General features: G+C 67.3%; 14 protein-coding genes. 5 read left to right on the top strand and 9 right to left on the bottom strand.

What is annotated here, in order from left to right:
• Nucleotides 1-113: 113 nt before the first annotated feature.
• The 5 genes from fdhF to ATJ93_RS02855 all read right to left on the bottom strand — a co-directional run bounded on the left by fdhF (nucleotide 114) and on the right by ATJ93_RS02855 (nucleotide 6,910).
• A complete protein-coding gene (fdhF, locus tag ATJ93_RS02875; protein WP_120243905.1) occupies nucleotides 114-3,557 on the bottom strand; it encodes a formate dehydrogenase subunit alpha in 3,444 nt (1,147 codons plus the stop codon).
• A complete protein-coding gene (locus ATJ93_RS02870; protein WP_120243904.1) occupies nucleotides 3,554-5,227 on the bottom strand; it encodes an NADH-ubiquinone oxidoreductase-F iron-sulfur binding region domain-containing protein in 1,674 nt (557 codons plus the stop codon). Before ATJ93_RS02870 ends, fdhF begins: the two co-directional genes overlap by 4 nt.
• 127 nt (nucleotides 5,228-5,354) lie before the next feature.
• Nucleotides 5,355-5,540 carry an LPXTG cell wall anchor domain-containing protein gene (locus ATJ93_RS02865; RefSeq protein ID WP_120243115.1) on the bottom strand — a complete coding sequence of 62 codons (186 nt, stop codon included), beginning with the start codon at nucleotides 5,538-5,540 and terminating at the stop codon, nucleotides 5,355-5,357.
• 108 nt (nucleotides 5,541-5,648) lie between these two features.
• Nucleotides 5,649-6,182 carry a peptide-methionine (S)-S-oxide reductase MsrA gene (gene msrA / locus ATJ93_RS02860; protein WP_120243114.1) on the bottom strand — a complete coding sequence of 178 codons (534 nt, stop codon included), beginning with the start codon at nucleotides 6,180-6,182 and terminating at the stop codon, nucleotides 5,649-5,651.
• Between the two features lie 59 nt (nucleotides 6,183-6,241).
• A complete protein-coding gene (locus ATJ93_RS02855; protein WP_120243113.1) occupies nucleotides 6,242-6,910 on the bottom strand; it encodes a 2,5-diamino-6-(ribosylamino)-4(3H)-pyrimidinone 5'-phosphate reductase in 669 nt (222 codons plus the stop codon).
• A gap of 130 nt (nucleotides 6,911-7,040) precedes the next feature.
• Between ATJ93_RS02855 and ATJ93_RS02850 the strand changes: the two genes are divergently transcribed.
• Together ATJ93_RS02850 and ATJ93_RS02845 are read left to right on the top strand one after the other, a co-directional pair.
• Nucleotides 7,041-7,829, top strand: coding sequence for a hypothetical protein (locus ATJ93_RS02850; RefSeq protein WP_120243112.1), 789 nt, complete (start codon nucleotides 7,041-7,043; stop codon nucleotides 7,827-7,829).
• A gap of 8 nt (nucleotides 7,830-7,837) precedes the next feature.
• On the top strand, nucleotides 7,838-8,698 hold the full coding sequence (locus tag ATJ93_RS02845; protein ID WP_120243111.1) for an alpha/beta fold hydrolase: 861 nt from the start codon (nucleotides 7,838-7,840) through the stop codon (nucleotides 8,696-8,698).
• A 29-nt stretch (nucleotides 8,699-8,727) separates the two neighbouring features.
• On the opposite strand, the gene ATJ93_RS02840 is transcribed toward ATJ93_RS02845, so the two are convergent.
• The 4 genes from ATJ93_RS02840 to ATJ93_RS02825 all read right to left on the bottom strand — a co-directional run bounded on the left by ATJ93_RS02840 (nucleotide 8,728) and on the right by ATJ93_RS02825 (nucleotide 12,162).
• The gene (locus ATJ93_RS02840) at nucleotides 8,728-9,651 is read right to left on the bottom strand and encodes a DMT family transporter (protein ID WP_120243110.1); all 924 of its coding nucleotides are present in this window, start codon (nucleotides 9,649-9,651) and stop codon (nucleotides 8,728-8,730) included.
• Between the two features lie 75 nt (nucleotides 9,652-9,726).
• Entirely contained in the window at nucleotides 9,727-10,368 is a 642-nt protein-coding gene (locus ATJ93_RS02835) for a nitrous oxide reductase accessory protein NosL (protein WP_120243109.1), read from the bottom strand.
• A gap of 85 nt (nucleotides 10,369-10,453) precedes the next feature.
• Nucleotides 10,454-10,942: an SRPBCC family protein gene (locus ATJ93_RS02830; protein ID WP_120243108.1), complete on the bottom strand. Its 489-nt coding sequence runs from the start codon at nucleotides 10,940-10,942 to the stop codon at nucleotides 10,454-10,456.
• A 224-nt stretch (nucleotides 10,943-11,166) separates the two neighbouring features.
• The gene (locus ATJ93_RS02825; RefSeq protein WP_120243903.1) at nucleotides 11,167-12,162 is read right to left on the bottom strand and encodes a phosphate uptake regulator PhoU; all 996 of its coding nucleotides are present in this window, start codon (nucleotides 12,160-12,162) and stop codon (nucleotides 11,167-11,169) included.
• Nucleotides 12,163-12,581: 419 nt separating this feature from the next.
• On the opposite strand from ATJ93_RS02825, the gene ATJ93_RS02820 reads away from it, so the two are divergent.
• The 3 genes from ATJ93_RS02820 (at nucleotide 12,582) to pstA (ending at nucleotide 16,601) form a co-directional block, all read left to right on the top strand.
• A complete protein-coding gene (locus tag ATJ93_RS02820; RefSeq protein WP_120243902.1) occupies nucleotides 12,582-13,616 on the top strand; it encodes a PstS family phosphate ABC transporter substrate-binding protein in 1,035 nt (344 codons plus the stop codon).
• 218 nt (nucleotides 13,617-13,834) lie between these two features.
• Nucleotides 13,835-14,809: a phosphate ABC transporter permease subunit PstC gene (gene pstC, locus ATJ93_RS02815; protein WP_120243107.1), complete on the top strand. Its 975-nt coding sequence runs from the start codon at nucleotides 13,835-13,837 to the stop codon at nucleotides 14,807-14,809.
• 1 nt (nucleotide 14,810) lies between these two features.
• Complete coding sequence (gene pstA / locus ATJ93_RS02810; protein WP_120243106.1) at nucleotides 14,811-16,601, top strand: phosphate ABC transporter permease PstA; 1,791 nt, start codon at nucleotides 14,811-14,813, stop codon at nucleotides 16,599-16,601.
• Nucleotides 16,602-16,607 lie beyond the last annotated feature (6 nt).

The following is a 16,607-nucleotide window of genomic DNA, read 5'->3' as shown; positions in this document are numbered from 1 at the left end:
CTGGGCAACCGAATCCGCCGACGGACAGCGCCAGTGAAATCGACTAGGAAGCGGATTCGAGGTGGAGCTTTCGACTGAACCCAAGCCGACGCACACGGGCATCCTCCGATCGATCAGTCGTCGGCCTGCCGTCCGCCGACGTCTTCGGGGTCGCCACCCTGGCCCTCGAGTTGGCCCGGCGTCGGCGAAACCACGTTGGCCGCCTCCTCGGGCGGAACGTCCAGCGGCGTGACGCGGACGCTCGTCACCTTGTACTGCGGGATGAACGATGTCGGGTCGAGTTCGTGCTCGGTGAGTTCGTTGATCGCGCCCTGCGGGAAGTGCATCGGGATGAAGACGACGCCGGGATCGGACGTCCCCTCGACGTTCGCCTTCACGACGATCTCCCCCTGGCGGGACTGGACGCGGACGTACTCCTGATCCTCGATACCCAACGGCTCGGCCATCTCGGGGTGGATCGTCACGAAGCTCTCGGGGACGTGGTTCATCAGCGTCCCGACGCGGCGGGTCATCGTGCCCGTGTGCCAGTGGTAGAGCACGCGACCCGAAGAGAGGGTGAGCGGGTACTCCTCGTCGGGCATCTCCGGCGGATTCGCGTAGTCTGCGGGGACGAACCGCGCCTTCCCGTCCTCGAAATTGAACTCGTCCTCGTAGAGGTACGGCGTGCCGGGATCGTCCGCGTCGAAGCAGGGCCACTGGATCCCCTTCGTTTGCTCTTCGAGGCGCTCGTAGGTGACGCCGCCGTAGATCGGCACTAGCTGGTTGATCTCCTCCATCACGTCGGCCGGGCCGTCGTAGTCCCAGTCGTAACCGAACCGGCGGGCGAGTTGCTCGAGGATCTTTCGGTCGGCCTTCGCCTCGCCCGGCGGCTCGACCGCGGGCCGGACCCGCTGGATGCGCCGCTCCGTGTTGGTGAAGGTTCCCGACTTCTCGGCGGCGGAGGCGGCCGGCAGGACGACGTCGGCGTACTCGGCCGACTCGGTCAGGAAGATGTCCTGAACCGCGAGAAACTCGAGTTCCTCGAGCGCCCGCCGGGCGTTGTCGATGTCGGGCTCCGAGAGGACGGGGTTCTCGCCCATGATGAAGGTGCCGCGAAGGTCGCCGTCGGTGATGGCGTGGAACTGTTCGGGGAGCCGGAGCCCGACGTCGTTCGGCGGGCGCTCGCCCCACTCCGCTTTGAATTTGTCGAGCACGTCCTCGTCGCCCAGATCCTGGTAGCCCGGCAGGTTGTGCGGCGCCGGACCCATGTCGCCCCCGCCGCCCTGGACGTTGTTCTGGCCGCGGAACGGCGAGAGACCGGCGCGGGGTTTGCCGAGGTTGCCGGTCACCAGCGCGAGATCGGCGATGGCCAGCACGTTGCGCGTCCCTGTGGTGTGCTGGGTCAGCCCCATCGCCCAGCCGAAGATGCAGGTGTCCGCGGTGGCGATCGTCTCGGCGGCTTTCGTCAGTTCCTCGGCGGGAACGGCCGTCAGCTCCTCGACCTGCTCGGGCGTGAACGGCTCGACTTTCTCTTTTAAGTTGTCGAAATGTTTCGTTCGCTTCTCGACGAATTCCTCGTCGTGGAGGTCGTTCTCGACGATGTACCGAATCATTCCGTTGATCCAGGCGACGTCCTCGCCGGGCGTCGTCCGGACGTACTGGTCGGCGTGCTCGGCCAGGCCGATCTCGCGCGGGTCGAAGACGATCAGGTCCGCGCCGTCGCGGACGTTCTGCTTGATGCGGGTCGCGAGGACGGGATGGGATTCGGTCGTATTGGAGCCGGTGACGAGGTAGCAGTCGGTCTTCCCGACGTCCTCGTTGATTCGGTTGGTCATCGCGCCGTAGCCGACGGTCTGTTTCAGCGCGGCCACCGTCGAAGAGTGACAGAGCCGCGCGCAGTTGTCGACGTGGGGCGTGCCCAGCACCTGCCGGGCGAACTTCTGGTTGAGGAAGTTCTCCTCGTTGGTCGTCTTCGAGGAGGAGATGACCGAGAGGGATTCGGGGCCGTGTTCGTCCTTGATTGCGGAGAGCCCCTCGTAGACCCGCTCGAGCGCTTCTTCCCACGACGCTTCGCGGAACCCGTCGCGACCAACCGGGCCGTCCGGTGCGTCGTCCTTGCGGATCAGGGGCGTCTCGAGGCGGTCGTCGGCGTCGACGTAGTCGTAGCCGAACTTGCCTTTGACGCAGGTCGAGAAGTCGTTCGCCGGCGCCGAATCTGGCTCGACGGGCCGGACACCGACGACCTCGCCGTCCTTCCCGTAGAGTTCGAACCGACAGCCGACGGCGCAGTAGTTGCAGGTCGTCTCGGCCTTCGTGACCCGCGAGAGACGGACATCGCCGATCGTCGTCGCGACGTCGAACAGGCGACCGACCGGCATCGCCTCGCTGGCGATTTCCTCGGAGACGTGTTCGAACTCCTCGAGCGCGCGGTCGCCGGCCCGCCGAACGGTGTCGCTCGCGTGGCGCTTGGCGTTTCCGGCTCGAGCCCTCGCGACGGACATGTAGCGGGCGACGCCGGACAGGTCCTCGTCTTCGGTCGCGGCCGTGGCACCCGTTCTTCCGCCCGTGTCGTACGGCAGGTCGCGGTTCGGCGCTTCCGTCACGTCGGCCGTCTCGGCTTTCGGGCTCTCGAGTACCTTCCCGATCGAATTTTCTTGGGTGAAGCCGGGGAGCGGGATCGTCGCGATGTCGGTCAGCCCCTGCTCGACGAGGGCGCCGGTCGGACAGACGGTCGCACAGTGGCCGCAGGAGACGCAGGTGGACTCGTCGAAGGTTTCCTCGCCGTTCTGGAAGGCGATGCGAGTGTCCTGGCCGTTGCCCTCCATGCGGAGGACGCCCTCGACCTGCACGTCGTTGCAGGCCTCGACGCAGCGGTTACAGAGGATGCACTTGTTGCGGTCGATCTGGATGGCCGGCGAGGTATCGTCCAGCGGTTCGTACTCGTCGCGGTCCTCGAAGACGCCCCAGCGGGGCTCCTCGACGCCCTGCTCGATCGAGGTGTCCTGCAGTTCGCAGCGGCCGTTCTGCCCGCAGGTCGTACAGCGGAGGTTGTGGTCGGATAGCTGGAGGTCCAGATTGACCTCCCGCGCTTCGGCCGCATCGTCCTGATCGGTCCGGACCGTGAGCCCGTCCTCGGCCGGGAACGAGCAGGCCGGCACGAGCCCGTGTCCCTCGGTGTGGACGGTACAGGTCCGGCACTCGCCGCGGGGCCCGATCGCGTCGGCCTGCTCGGTATCCCGATCGTAGTAGCAGAGTGCGGCGATTTCGTCGGCCGGCTCCGCTGCTTCGATGGCGTCGATAATCGTCGATCCAGGCGGGACCGTGACCGGCGTCCCGTCGATCTCGAGCGTCGTCGAGTCCCCGTCGTCGGACGCGTCGGCCGCGTCCAGCGCAGTGGGATCGGTACCGGCCGATCTCACGTCGGGATCGTTCGCCGTCCCGGTCTCGAACTGCTCGGTCAGCGGCGTGCTCGGCCGCGGATCGGTTACCTCGGGCACCGACGGCAGTCGCTCGACCGGTGTCGATCGCCGCTCGGTTTCGACGTCGTCGACGTGACTCGCCGGATCCTCGCTACTCATCGCGCTCGTCCCCCGTCCGTACTGACGCCGGTGTCGGTACTCGAGCCGCTTCCGGAGCCGGAGCCGGAGCCGCCGTTCCCGGGCGCACACTCCCCGCTCGGACAGCGCCCCTCGGCGTGGGCGGCGACCTCGCGCTCGAACTCGCGCATCGCCGTGACCGCCGGCCGGATCGCCGTTCGGCCGAACTGGCAGATGCTCGTCTCACCCATCACGCGAGTCAGTTCACGGATCTTCGCGTCCCGGTACTCGCCGGCGTAGACGTCCCGGAGCATCCCCGTGAGTTGCTGCGATCCCTCGCGGCAGGTGACACACCGGCCGCAGTTTTCCTCCACCGCGAAATTCGACCGGCGCCCGGCCGCCGCGAGGACGCAGGTGTCCTCGTTCAGCAGTTCGACGACGCCCGCCGTTCCGAGACCGGCGCCCTCGAGCGCCGGCGCCGACGGCGAGTGAGAAAGCGACCGCGCGAAGCCGCCGAACTGCCCGCCCACGCAGGCCATCTTGAACCGGCCCTCGAGGTCGACCGCCTCGCGGACGGCCTCGAGCGTCCCGCCGGTCGGCAGTTCCACGGTCGCCGTCGCGTCCACGTCGCCGGTGACGGTCACGAGTCGCGTCCCGGGATCGGCGTCGTCGGCGTCGAACGCGTCCGGCTCGAGCATCGCCTGACGAACCTGCGCCACCGTCCGCGGCGTGTGGACGACGGTCGGCCGGCCGTAGAGGCCGTGTTCCGCGGGCGAGGGTGGGCGCAGACGCGCCTCGAGCCGGTCGTTTCCTTCCATCGCCTCGAGGGCCATCGTCGGCTCGGTGGCGATGTAGCGGTCGGGGCCGACGACGACTTCGGGGCCCTCGTCCCGGCCGAGTCGGTCGGTGAGCGCCTCCGCCGCGTTCCGGGCGGCGTCGCGGACGCGCTCGCGAGCCGCGTCGTCGTTCTCGTTGCAGTAGACGACGACGTCCGCGGCACCGACGAGTTCGGCGACCGCGAGCGCGCCGTCGAGCACCTCGCCCGCCGCGCCCTCGAGCAGGGTCCGGTCGGTCTCGTTGCGGTCGTCGCTCTCGTTGGCGTTGACGACGACAACGGGTTCGCGGTCCTCGCCGCCCTCTGCAGCCGCCTCGCGGGCCACCTCCCACTCCTCGTGGACCGGTTCGTCGGCGCACCAGTCGCCGCGGCCGCGACCCAGCAGGCCGACCTCGCGGACGCGCGAGAGGGCCGTCTCGGGCTCGTCGCTGGCCAGTTCGGCCGCCGACGCGTCGGCGTCGGGCTTCGGAACCGACGCGGACTCGATCCAGCCGCAGCGGCCGAGAACGCGGCGTCGACCCACCGAGAGCGCTCCCTCGTCCGGCGCCGGCAGCGACGACGGCTCAGACTCGTGGTCGACGACGGCGATCGCGTCGTCGGTCGGGAGGCCGCCCCGCTCGAGCGTTTCGACCAGCGACTCGAGGCGACCGGTCACCGGCGCCGAGTGAAACGCCGTCCGACCGTCGCGGGTGAGAAGAATCAGGGGTTCGTCGCGTCGGAGTCCGGTCGGTCCCGTCTCGAGGACCGTCGTATCGCCGTCCGCGGCCGCCGACCGAATCTCCTCGAGCGCGCGGTGCGTCCGTCGCCGGCTTCTGGAACCGCCGGCGACGCGGATCACGGGCGCGTCGTCGCCGGTCGGCTCGCTCCGTTCGTCCATCGGCTCGGACTCCGACACCCCCGTCCGAAAAGGCACGGCTTGAAAACTGAGTCGGGAGGTACTCGGCGCGTCGGGGACGCGTTCGTCGCCGCATTTCGCTCCGCGTCGCGGGCGATCGAATCGGTTGTCAGAACGGTGGCTCGAGGCCCGGCTCCTCCCGTCGGCGGACACCGAGGACGATTCCGACGAGGAGCAGCGCAAGGACAAGCGCCCCCGCGAGGAGCGCCGATCTCGAGCTGTCGTCGCGGCCGGGAGCAGGAGCGGCCTCGGACGTCGACCGGACGGTTTCGGCCGGCGGGCGATCGTCGAACATACGGAGCCGTTTACCGGCGTTCGGGATAGGCGTCAGCCGTTCGTGTGCCGGCCGCCGCTGTCGATCGAAACGAGAGGTCGAGTTACTGAGCAGTTACTGCGTCGCGGGTTACTGCGTCGCGGCGACGTCGTCGGCGAACTTCTCGCGAACCTTCTCGACCTTCGGCGCCGCGTGCATCGTACAGTACGCGTCGTTGGGGTTCTTCTCGAAGTAGTCCTGGTGGTACTCCTCGGCCTCGTAGAACGTCTCGAGCGGTTCGATCTCGGTCACGATCCCCTCGTAGAGCCCTTCGTTCTCGAGTTCCGCGGCGAACCGCTCGGCCGTCTCGAGTTGCTCCTCGTCGTGGGCGTAGATCGCCGACCGGTACTGCGAGCCGACGTCGGGGCCCTCGCGGTCCTTCGTCGTCGGGTCGTGGATCGTGAAGAAGACCTCGAGCAGGTCCTCGTAGGCGATCGCGTCGGGGTCGTACTCGATCTGGACGACCTCGGCGTGGCCGGTTTCGCCCGAACAGACCGCCTCGTAGGTGGGGTTCTCCGTATGGCCGCCCGCGTAGCCGGAGGTCACCGATTCGACGCCGTCCAGTTCCTTGAAGGCCGCTTCGACGCACCAGAAACAGCCGCCGCCGAACGTTGCTCGTTCCATACCGCCTCGTAGGCGTTGCGCGAGGAAAGATGTGACGGGGCGCGGTCGCCGGCCTCGGGCTACTGGCCGCCGGCCAGCCACGTCAACAGGACGCCGTCGTCGAGCCGCTCGACGCTCTCGAGTTCGAGCGTCGGGAAGTCCGCGACGAAGCCCTCGCCGTCGGCCAGCGTGGGGGCGTCGCGGCCGCCGATCACCTTCGGTCCGACGAATACCCGCAACTCGTCGACCAAGCCGGCCTCGAACAGCGAGAAGATGAGTTCGCCGCCGCCCTCGACCATGATGCGCTCGAGGCCGGCTTCCTGCAGCGTCGCGAACGCGCGCAGGAGGTCGACGCGGTCGTCGCCCGCGGTGACGAGTTCGGCGCCGCGGTTCGCCAGATCCATCCGCCGGTCGACGGGCGCGGCTTCGCTGACACAGACGTAGGTTTCGGCGTCGTCCTCGAGGAGTTCGGCATCCGCCGGCGTTCGCGCCTTCGAGTCGACGACGACGCGGGCCGGATTCGCGGGTTCGCCGTCTTCGACTCGCTGCGCGCGCAGGTCGTCGTCCTTGACGGTGAGGCGCGGATCGTCCGCGAGGACGGTGCCGACGCCGACGACGACGGCGTCGCTGTCGGCCCGGAGTCGGTCGACGCGCTCGAAATCGGCCTCGCCGCTGATCGCGATCTGTTCCCGGCGTCTCGAGGAGAGCTTCCCGTCCGCGCTCATGGCGGCGTTGACGACGACGTGCATACCCGTGCTGGGCGGGCCGGCGCAAAGAAATCACCGTCCGCTGTCGAGGGACGGGTCGACGGCCGCCCGGATCGATTTCCCGTCCTGTGCAGGCTGAGAACCTTCCCGCCGACGCGGCTAGACTCCGGGTATGACGACCTTTACGGACGACGACATCGGCAAGCGCGTCGAAAGCGCGACCGGCGAGCGGGTCGGGACCGTCGCGAACGTCGACCGGGAGACCGCCTACGTCGATCCGACGGGCGACGCCGTCGACTCGATCAAAGCCGTCCTCGACTGGGACGGGGGCGCCGATACCGTTCCGCTCGCGGACGACGCCGTGAGCGAGATTACGGCGGAGGCGGTTCGACTCGAGGCGGAGCTACCGGCTGAAAGCATCGAATCGAACGTCGATGCGGATGCAGCCGACGCCGACGCTGCTGCGAACGCGGACTCCAGCGAATCGGACGACAGCTACTCCCCCGGCACGTCGGTGGAGTCGTCCGTCACTGAACCGGGAACCGACCAGAGCGATCCCACGCTCGGAACGGAGCGCCGAACCGAATCGACTCCCGAGACGGGTGCGGAACCGGCACCCGACGAGCCGGCCGTGGAGACGGACGCGGAAACGCGAACTCGAACGGAACCCGAGGCTGACGCGGAACACCACTCGCCCGAGCAGGCGGAGCCGACCGACGAAGTCGATCCGATGGGGGAGATGGAAGACGGCGACGCGGTCGATCCCGAAACTCGGGATCCCATCGACGAAACCGGCGGCAGCGGCGAGCACGTCGACGCCGACGACCTCGAGTCCGTCGAGGAGGAGGCGGGACGGAACCTCGAGGTCGATCCGACCGAACTCACCGACGGCGAACCGGAAGCCGAGATCCGATCGCGCGAGGACGTCGGCGATCGGACGGATGCCGACGAGGAGCAATAGGTACTCCTATGCTGTCGATACAAACCGCCGCGCCGCCGGCGCTCCGCAGTGATACCGGCACGCTCCCCGACGACCACCCCTACGCCAGCGTCGGGGACGGCTCGAGAGCGCTCGTCGTCCTGCCGGGCGTCGGCGATTCGATGTTTCCCGGCACCTATCCGCCGTTTACTGGGTGGGCGATCGCGCCGTACTTTGCCCGCTATCTCCGGGAGCACACGGTCTACGTTCTCAGCCGTCCGCGCGGACTCCCGGCGGGCTACGACGCGGCCGACGCCGTCGAATCGCACGCCCGTGCTCTCGAGGCGATCGCCGACTCGCACGTCGGCATCGACGTGCTCGGCGTGTCGATGGGCGGCCAGATCGGGCAGGCGCTGGCCGCCCAACAGCCGGAACTGGTCGACCGGCTCGTTCTCGCGAACAGCGCCCACCGGATCGGCGACGGCGCGCGGGAGACGGTCCGGGAGTTCCAGGTCGCGGCCCGCAACCGCGACTGGGCGTCGATCCGATCCGGGCTCGCGACGGCGATGTTCACCGACGGCCGGGCGGTCGCGTACCCCCTGTTCCTCAGGACGGTCGGGCGTCCCCTCCAGCCGCGACCCGCCGATCCGTCCGACGTCCGCCGCTCGCTGCAGTTCGTCCTCGAGTTCGACGGCCGGGATCTCTTGTCGACGGTCGAACCGCCGGTGCTCCTCGTCGGCGGCGACCGCGACCCGGTCTTCCCGCCCGAACGAACTCGAGCGACGGTCGAACGGCTCCCGAACGGCGACCTCGAGTTGATTCCGGGCGCCAAACACGGCGCCTTCCACGAGCGGAAGGCCACCTTCGACTCGCGCGTGCAGGAGTTTCTCGAGGCGACGGACCCGTCGTAACCGCGATCCAGAGCGCGGCGACGGTCCGGTCAGTCAGTCGGCGACTCCGTCTTGGGTCCGTCCCGCTCCCGCTCCCGTTCGATCGTCGTGACGTAGATCCCTGCGAGGACGACGAGGCCACCGACGACCGTGATCCCGTCAGGAATCTCAGCCAGCAGGAGGGCCGCCAGCAGCGCCGACCCGAGTGGCTCGCCCAGCCAGGCGACGCTGACGACGACCGACTCGAGGTGCTTCAGCGTCCAGTTGACGACCGTGTGGCCGAAGACGCCGGGGCCGACGGCCATCCCGAGGAAGAGCAGCCACTCGCGAGCGGGGTAAGCGACGTAGTCGTGGCCCTGCGCGCCGACGACGAGGAACAGGGTTGCCGCACAGGCGGTGTAGACGACGGTCACGTAGGGAAACAGCGAGACGCGCTGGCGGATCGACCGGCCGGCGAGGACGTAGCCCGCGACGGTGACCGCGCCGAGCAGCGCCAGCGCGTTGCCGAGCGCCGTCGCGTCGGCCAGCGGCGCCTGCCCGGCGTCGCCGAACGACATCGCGGCGGCGCCGACGACGGCGACGGCGATCCCCAGCACCGTCTCGCGGCTGATCCGTTCGCCGAGAACGAGTCCGGCGCCGAGCGCGACGAAGATCGGCTGGGTCTGGACGAGAGTCACGCTGGCGGCGACGCTCGTGTAGTTGAGGCTCTCGAACCAGGCCGCGAAGTGAACGGCCAGTGCCACGCCGGCGACGACGGCCCCGGCGAGATCGGATCGCGAAAGTCGTGCGAACTCCCCGCGGTGTCGCAGGAGGGCGACCGGCGCGACGATCGCCGTCGTAAACAGCACCCGGTAGAACGCCGCGACCGAACTCGGCGCCTCGCTCCACCGGACGAGGATCGCGCTCGTACTCGCGGCGAACACGGCGACGGCGAGCGCGGCGTAGGGCGCCACCTCGCGGTCGATTCCGGACACGGCTCGAGAATGCGATCGGAACGGGAAACGAGTTCCGTTCCGGGTTCCGGACGGCCGGGACGGAAAACGAAGAGCCTACGGCAGCCGGTTTCCGCGGTAGATTTCGGCGTGCTCCTGACCGACGTCGGAAAGGGAGATCACGTCGTCCTCGGTCAACTCCTCCGCGTCCCAGTCCTCGAGGTAGGCGACGGCGTCCTCGCGGTCGGCGAACGGGCGCGGGTTGGGGCCCATCGGTTCGTCGGCGGTCGCTCGCTTGTCGGTGACGAGCACGTAGTGGGCCTCGGTGGCGTCGATCAGGTCGCCCGCTTCGATGCCCATCACCCAGCCGGCGGTGACGGGTGCCTCGACCGGTTGGTAGGCGTAGTACGCGAACAGACAGCCCGGCGTGTCGAAGACGGCGCCCTCGCCGTTTTCGTGGGCGAGTTGGCAGTGCCAGCCCCCATACGAGGCGGGCGTCATGCGACAGACCGGACACTGCTGGCCGTCGACGAACGCGATCGGCTCGTCGCCGGGGTGGTCGACGAGGCTCTCCCCGTAGCGGTTTTCGCCCCCGTCGGCCGCCGCGTCGTCGCTGTGTCCCTCGACTCCCGAGTCTTCTTCGGTTCCGCCGCCGAGACAACCCGCAACGAGCGCCGTTCCGGCGCCCGCTGCGCCGAGGAGTCGTCGCCGCGTAATGGGGCCGTCCTCGCTTTCACCCGCTCCCTCGAGTCGAGTCATACGCACAGTAGCGGCTTGGACGGCAAAACGAGCGTGGTTCGGTTCCCGAAACCGCGCCTCGATCGCTCGGGACGGTAGCTGGCGGCTACTCGAGCAGGGCTCGCGTCCGCCGGTGGCGATCCCGAAACATCGCTTCGAAGCCGAGCGACGAGAACGGCGTCGCGGCCGCGCCGAGCGGACCGAGCGGGCCCAGCGGGAGTTCGTACTCGACGCGGTCCCGGACGATCGTCGCCTCGCCGTCGGCGTAGAACGCGTGCGTATGGGTCCACTCCTCGAACGGCCCGTCGACCATCTCGTCGCGGAAGTAGGCCGTCCCGTCGTCCCGTTCGCGCTCCGTGATGACCGAGATCCACCGTTGGCGCGGTCCCATCCCGCACGGCCGAACCGAGAGCGTCACTTCCGAGCCGGCCTCGAGCACGTCGGGGTCGGGGCTGCCGTCGGGGCCGACGACGGATTCGACGCGAAGTCGCATCCAGTCCGGCGTCAGTGCCTCGAGGCCGGAGACCTGCGAGTGGAAATCCCAGACGTCCTCGAGCGGCGCGTCGACTCGAGTTCGTCGTTCGTAGGTGGGCATAGCAGTCGATACGGCCGCGATCGTGAAAAGCGGCCGCGTCGGTCAGGTGATGGGCGGGACACGGGACGGTCCGGAGAACGGTGCGTTGGTGGAGACCAAGACGGGCTACGGTGCGTCGGTGGTGCGCAGGACGGGATACCGTTGGCGATGGAGACGAGGACAGGATACGGAGCCGTCGTAGGAGACGGGTTCGAGGACGATGCGACGAGTCCGGCTGACTCGAGTTAGGGCCGCGGCGCGGCCTTCTGCAGCGCCGTCTCGGCGACGTTCCCGCCGTAGTCGGCGCTCCGGGACAGCGAGTCGAGGATCAAGCCGAGCGACTGGGCTAACACCGGATCGAGATCGCGGAGGATATCGTCGATTCGGCGGGTGTGTTCGTCGATCTCCGGCACGGCCTCGAGGGCGTCGTGGCTCTGTGCGGTCGCCTCGTCGCCGTCTTCGGCGAACAGCGCGTCCATCGACGTCTCGAGGATGTTCTCGACGTCAGCGTGCAGTTCCAGGAGCGGATCGGCGACGTCTTCGGGGATCTCCTCGAGTTTGAGCGCGAGGTTGCTAATCTTGACGGCGTGGTCCGCGACGCGCTCGAGTTGGCGGGCGCTCGAGTGGTAGTCGAAGCAGTCCTCGCGGGGGAGCCCGAGTTCCTCGGCGGCTCGCGGTGAGCGCAGCGTCGCCCGGAAGATCCGCGAGACGACGAGGAAGAGCCGGTCGACGTCGTCGTCGCGGTCGATAACGTCGTGAGCGATGTCGTCGTCGTTTTCGACTAAGGCGGTGACGGCGTCGGCGAGCATCGAGGTCGCGATCAGTCGCATGCGCGTGACGGCGTTGACGATCGACAGCTCCGACGAATCGAGGAGGTCCTGCACGACGACGCAGTCGGTCTGTTCCTCGACGACCTCGACGCCGATGAGTCCCTGAATCGCACTGCGGATCGCCCGTCGTTGTTCGGTCGTAATCCGGTTCGCCTCGAGGCGGATGACGTCGAAACCGCTGACGTACATCGTGAGGACGGCGCGAACGAGTTGTTCGTTCGCGAGCGTGGAGACGTCGAGCGTACCCTCCTGATGGTTCGTGTCGCTTTTCGGCGTGACGAGGAGCGTGTCGTCCTCGGAAAAGATCTCGACGATGGTACCGCTGCTGATGTCGTTGTCGGTCGCCCAGTCCTTCGGCAACGAGACGGTGTACGTCGACCCACCGGTCACCTGGACCTTGCGTGTCTCCATGTACCGCGGTTGATACGGATGGAACATAAATCTACCTGGATCTATAGAGTGATCCGATTTCTACGATCTTGTCGTGGTCTATCCGCTATATCCGGCACAATACTGCTCGTAGTAAAACGTAGCTATATACTGTACAACGTAGAAGTACATAGGAATAAATATGGCTCTATTTTCCCCCGCATCCCTCGCAAGCCCCGGATTCAATAGCCGGTGACGCCTACAATTCGACCGAAACGTCGGATTCGGTCGTCGTGACTCGACTCAAACGGCAGTTAAGTCCCCTGACGAACTGGCGAGGGAATCTAAATTCGGCCGCGTGACGGCCGCTGTAGACGGGACAGTATCCAGATATATAGATATGTACGAGTATATATTAGTCATAGCATCGCTTTTTTATGGGCTGTTTCTCTCTCTACGTGATGACGGACAATCAGGCTGGACGTCCGGTTGATGCAGTATCGCGGCGCAAGTTCATCGCAGCGGCCGGCGGTGCCGGCGCCGTTGCGCTTGCTGGCTGTACTGAGGAAACGGGTGAGGGGAACGGCAACGGGGATGGCAACGGGAGCGGCAACGGCAACGGCCAGAGTAGCCTCTCGGGCGACATTCAGATCGCGGGCTCGAGCACCGTGTTCCCGCTGATGTCCGCGGTTGCCGAGGACTTCCAGCGCGACCACTCCGAGGTCAATATCGATATCAGTTCGACCGGTTCCGGTGGCGGCTTCGAGAACCACTTCTGTCCCGGCAACACCGACTTCAACAACGCGAGCCGCGCGATCAAGGAAGAAGAGGAACAGATGTGTGCGGACAGCGGCGTCGAGTGGATCGAACTTATCGCCGCAACGGACGCGCTCACGGTCGTCATCAACAACGACAACGACTGGGCGACCGAGATGACCGTCGAGGAAATCGCACAGATCTGGGAGTCCGACGCCGCCGAGACCTGGAGCGACGTCAACAGCGACTGGCCCGACGAGGAGATCGAACGCTACGGGGCCGACGACACCTCCGGTACCTACGACTACTTCATCGAGAACATCATGGGCGAGGACCGCGGCCACACCGACGACTACCAGGCGACCGAACAGGACAACACCATCGCCCAGGGTGTCCAGGGGAGCGAGTACGCCATCGGCTACTTCGGGTTCGCCTACTACTACCAGAACTCCGATCAGTTGACGGCAGTCGCGATCGACGACGGCAACGGTCCCGTCGAACCGAGCCTCGAGACCGCCTCGGCCGGCGAGTACACCCCGCTGTCCCGCTCGCTGTACACGTACCCCTCGGTCTCCTCGCTCGGCGAGGAGCACGTCGCCGAGTTCGCGCGATACTTCGTCGAGCAGACGACCAACCGGGAACTCGTCGCCGACGACGTCGGCTACGTCCCGCTCACCGACGAGCAGCAGTCGGAGCAGATGTCGAAACTCGAGGACGCGATCGAAGAGGCACAGGGGTAACCGAGACGATGGGCGGTTGTCTCGTACAGTCCGAGGCGGCAGCGTCACCGCGACGAGGGCGCCGCCTCGAGACGACCCCGCTCCGGCACGCTGTTGGAGGTGCCGGTCGGGAACCGATTTGCGACTATTCAACTGGGGATTACAACTGATGCTTTCGATATCGACGCCGATGGCTCTGTCAACCAAGGATCGGGGAGGACGACGGGAGGTGATCGCTCGTGAGTGACGCGTCGGCTCAGCCGGACCTACAGCGGTCGGGCGGGCTCGAGAAACTGACGGAACGGTCGTTCGGGACCTTTTTCGTCGCCTGTGCAGCGGTGACGCTGCTGACGACGGTCGCGATTTTCGTGACGCTCCTCTCGGACGCGCTGACGTTTTTCAGCGAGTATCCGATCGTCGAGTTCCTGACCGGGACCCACTGGAGTCCGAACCCGTCCGGCGGCGGTTCGGCCTTCGGGATCCTGCCGTTGCTGGCCGGGACGATCGTCGTCACGCTGACGGCTGCGTTCGTCGCGCTCCCGATCGGGACGCTTACGGCGATCTTTCTCAGCGAGTACGCGACGCCGCGAACGCGGTCGATCATCAAACCGCTGCTCGAGATCCTGTCGGGGATTCCGACGGTCGTCTACGGGTACTTCGCGCTCGTGTACGTGACGCCGGCGCTGAAGGCGACGCTGTTCCCCTCGATGAGCACGTTCAACGCGCTGTCGGCGTCCCTGATGGTCGGGATCATGATCATCCCGATGGTGTCCTCGATCAGCGAAGACGCCATGAGCGCCGTCCCGGACGAACTCCGGCAGGCCGGCTACGGGCTCGGCGCGACGAAGTACGAGGTTTCGACCGACGTCGTCGTCCCCGCGGCGATCTCCGGGATCGTTTCCTCGTACATTCTGGCGATCTCGCGCGCCATCGGCGAGACGATGATCGTCGTCGTCGCGATGGGTGCACAGGCGAGCATGCCGAGCGTCCGTAACGGACTGCTCGGGATCCCCTACGTGCATCCGGGCGACGTGCTCCTCGATCCGGGACAGACGATCACCGTCGCGATGGTCCAGATCGCCAACGGGGACCTGACCGGCGGCTCGCTGCCGTACGACGCGATGTTCGCACTCGGACTGACCCTGTTCATCGTCACGCTCACCATGAACGTCATCAGTGACCAGATCGCTCAGCGGTATCGGGAGGAGTACTAACATGGCGGCCGAACAACCACAACCCCCGGCGGAGCACGGTGCCGGTGCGGACCACGGGTTCGGACAGGTCAGCCGGCTCAAGGGAGTCGTCTTCGAGGCGCTTTCGTTCGGCGCCTCACTGACCGGGATCGCCGCGCTCGCGGTGTTGCTGATCTACGTCGCCATCGACGCCTTCGACCTCGCCAACGCGAGCCCCGAGTGGCTGTTGACCTACTTCGCGACGCTGGTGCTCCCGCTGATCGGATTCTGCCTCTACAGCGCGAACGACGCCGACCTGACGCGCAGGATCGTCCTCGCGCTCGGCGGCGGACTGGTCGGTACGGCCGTCGTCTTTCAGGCGTTCGAAGCGCTCGTCCGACCGATTCCGCGGCTCACCTGGCAGCTCGCGTACCTGTTCGTCGTCGTTACGCCGGTGACGGCCTACGTCGTCTTCGCCGGAAGTCGCGAGCCGGTGGGCAGAGTCGGCTTCGGACTGGTCGGCCGATTCCTGATCGGGACGGCTCTTGGGCTGGCGCTGATCCTCCTCTTTATCGCCGTCGATCAGCGGCTCTGGTTCCTGGTCTACACCGCCGGATTCCTGCCGGCAGCGGTCCTGTTCGCCTACGGGCAGGTCACCGAGACGCGACCCCTGACGATACTCGCAGCCCCGGTCGCACTCGTCGGCAGCGGTGCGGCGATCGTGGCCGACGGAACGATCACGGTGTATCCGACGACGTGGTTGATCTACAGTTGGACGTTCGTCGTCCCCGTTGCTGCCGGTATCGCCGGGCTGGAGTATCGCCGGACCAGCGAGGCCAATCGGGCGCTGCTCGTCGGCGCGCTCACGTTCGCGCTGCCGGTCGGCGGGAGCTTCGTCGCGGGCACGGTCGGACTCTCGCAGGCGAACGCGGTGCTGGTCCTGTTGATGATCGTCGTGCCCGTCGGCGCGTACATCCGACAAGCGCTCGAGAGTGAGGGACAGCTCGGACTGGTATTGCCGGTCCTGCTCGCTGCGGGCGTGCTCCTCGGTGCGTTCATCGTCGAGACCGTCGGCATCCCGGCGCCCGATCCGTGGCTCGACGTCTCCTACGTGACCAGTCCGGCCTCGAGAGATCCCTCGCGGGCCGGCCTCTATCCGGCGATCGTCGGCTCGGTCTTCCTCCTCGCGCTCGTCGCGGTCTTCTCGTTCGTTTTCGGCGTCGGCACCGCCGTCTTCCTCGAGGAGTACGCGCCGAACGAGGGGGTGCTCGGGACGATCACCCGGATCATCCAGATCAACATCGCGAATCTCGCGGCCGTCCCGTCGGTGGTCTACGGGATGCTCGGGCTCGGGTTGTTCGCCCAACTGCTCGGGCTCGGGTTCGGCACCGTCATCACCGGCGCGGCGACGCTGTCGCTGTTGATCCTCCCCGTGACGATCATTTCGGCACAGGAGGCGATTCGATCGGTCCCGAGTACGGTCCGGCAGGGGTCCTACGCGATGGGCGCGACGCGGTGGCAGACGACGAAAAACGTCGTGCTCCCCGAGTCGCTATCCGGGATCCTGACGGGAACTATCCTCTCGCTCGGACGCGCCATCGGCGAAACGGCCCCGCTGATCATGATCGGTGCCCCGACGATCACGTTCAGTCCCCCGCAGGGCATCTGGGGCAGCGCCGCCGCGATGCCGATGCAGATCTTCGCCTGGTCGAGCTTCCCACAGGAGGAGTTCCGGTACGGCGTCGTCGCGGCCGGCGTCGTCACGCTGCTGATCGTCCTGATCGGGATGAACGCGACGGCGATCATCATGCGGAACCGCTCCGAACGCGCCTGACGCAAC

This window comes from Halopiger aswanensis (assembly GCF_003610195.1).
GTDB classification, from domain to species: domain Archaea; phylum Halobacteriota; class Halobacteria; order Halobacteriales; family Natrialbaceae; genus Halopiger; species Halopiger aswanensis.
This window is presented reverse-complemented; position numbering and strand designations above follow the sequence as displayed.

What these genes read in the sequence shown, in the direction of transcription:
- fdhF (WP_120243905.1), bottom strand. Translation starts at nt 3,557, where the DNA reads ATGAGTAGCGAGGATCCGGCGAGTCACGTCGACGACGTCGAAACCGAG.
- ATJ93_RS02870 (WP_120243904.1), bottom strand. Translation starts at nt 5,227, where the DNA reads ATGGACGAACGGAGCGAGCCGACCGGCGACGACGCGCCCGTGATCCGC.
- ATJ93_RS02865 (WP_120243115.1), bottom strand. Translation starts at nt 5,540, where the DNA reads ATGTTCGACGATCGCCCGCCGGCCGAAACCGTCCGGTCGACGTCCGAG.
- msrA (WP_120243114.1), bottom strand. Translation starts at nt 6,182, where the DNA reads ATGGAACGAGCAACGTTCGGCGGCGGCTGTTTCTGGTGCGTCGAAGCG.
- ATJ93_RS02855 (WP_120243113.1), bottom strand. Translation starts at nt 6,910, where the DNA reads ATGCACGTCGTCGTCAACGCCGCCATGAGCGCGGACGGGAAGCTCTCC.
- ATJ93_RS02850 (WP_120243112.1), top strand. Translation starts at nt 7,041, where the DNA reads ATGACGACCTTTACGGACGACGACATCGGCAAGCGCGTCGAAAGCGCG.
- ATJ93_RS02845 (WP_120243111.1), top strand. Translation starts at nt 7,838, where the DNA reads ATGCTGTCGATACAAACCGCCGCGCCGCCGGCGCTCCGCAGTGATACC.
- ATJ93_RS02835 (WP_120243109.1), bottom strand. Translation starts at nt 10,368, where the DNA reads ATGACTCGACTCGAGGGAGCGGGTGAAAGCGAGGACGGCCCCATTACG.
- ATJ93_RS02830 (WP_120243108.1), bottom strand. Translation starts at nt 10,942, where the DNA reads ATGCCCACCTACGAACGACGAACTCGAGTCGACGCGCCGCTCGAGGAC.
- ATJ93_RS02825 (WP_120243903.1), bottom strand. Translation starts at nt 12,162, where the DNA reads ATGGAGACACGCAAGGTCCAGGTGACCGGTGGGTCGACGTACACCGTC.
- ATJ93_RS02820 (WP_120243902.1), top strand. Translation starts at nt 12,582, where the DNA reads ATGACGGACAATCAGGCTGGACGTCCGGTTGATGCAGTATCGCGGCGC.
- pstA (WP_120243106.1), top strand. Translation starts at nt 14,811, where the DNA reads ATGGCGGCCGAACAACCACAACCCCCGGCGGAGCACGGTGCCGGTGCG.